Source organism: Planctomonas deserti (genome assembly GCF_003067705.1).
Lineage (GTDB): Bacteria > Actinomycetota > Actinomycetes > Actinomycetales > Microbacteriaceae > Planctomonas > Planctomonas deserti.
The window spans coordinates 1-665 of sequence record NZ_QANL01000071.1; the positions used below are offsets into that span (position 1 = coordinate 1).

Sequence of the window (665 nt, forward strand, 5' to 3'; positions counted from 1 at the left end):
GTTGCACACCTTTTTATTATTATTTTTATTTTATTTTTCGGCCTAACACGAGTCTAAAGTTGGAAACCTCATAACTTTTGAACCGTGAGGAACTACGTCGCCCATAGCACCATTTCGGAAAGGCCCAGAAACCATAAAGGGCGGTGAATAGGGGTGGCAATTTTTCGGGCCCAAATTCAGCCGTTTTGACCCTCAAACGGGCTGCAGAAAGTTAAGGGACGCAAAAAAGGATCCCAATCGGATTTTCAGGTTGTTTTTGATGCTTTCTTAACGCCATTAACCTCGATGCACTATTCCGCTGAAAAACAAAATCAGAAAATCATGTGGGCCCCACGGCCTTACACTTGGATTGGCCGAAACAAATGATATATGGAAACGCGAGTGATGTACTAACGGGTGCGATCATACCAGCACTAATGCACCGGATCCCATCAGAACTCCGCAGTTAAGCGTGCTTGGGCGAGAGTAGTACTAGGATGGGTGACCTCCCGGGAAGTCCTCGTGTTGCACCCCTTTTTATTATTATTTTTATTTTATTTTTCGGCCTAACACGAGTCTAAACTTGGAAACCTCATAACTTTTGAACCGTGAGGAACTACGTCGCCCATAGCACCATTTCGGAAAGGCCCAGAAACCATAAAGGGCGGTGAATAGGGGTGGCAATT

Annotated in this window: 1 rRNA gene; it reads left to right on the plus strand. The window is 45.1% G+C overall.

From position 1 onward, the window contains the following. Positions 1–394: 394 nt before the first annotated feature. A 5S ribosomal RNA gene (rrf, locus tag DAI20_RS19595) occupies positions 395–513 on the plus strand. The last annotated feature ends 152 nt before the right edge of the window (positions 514–665 follow it).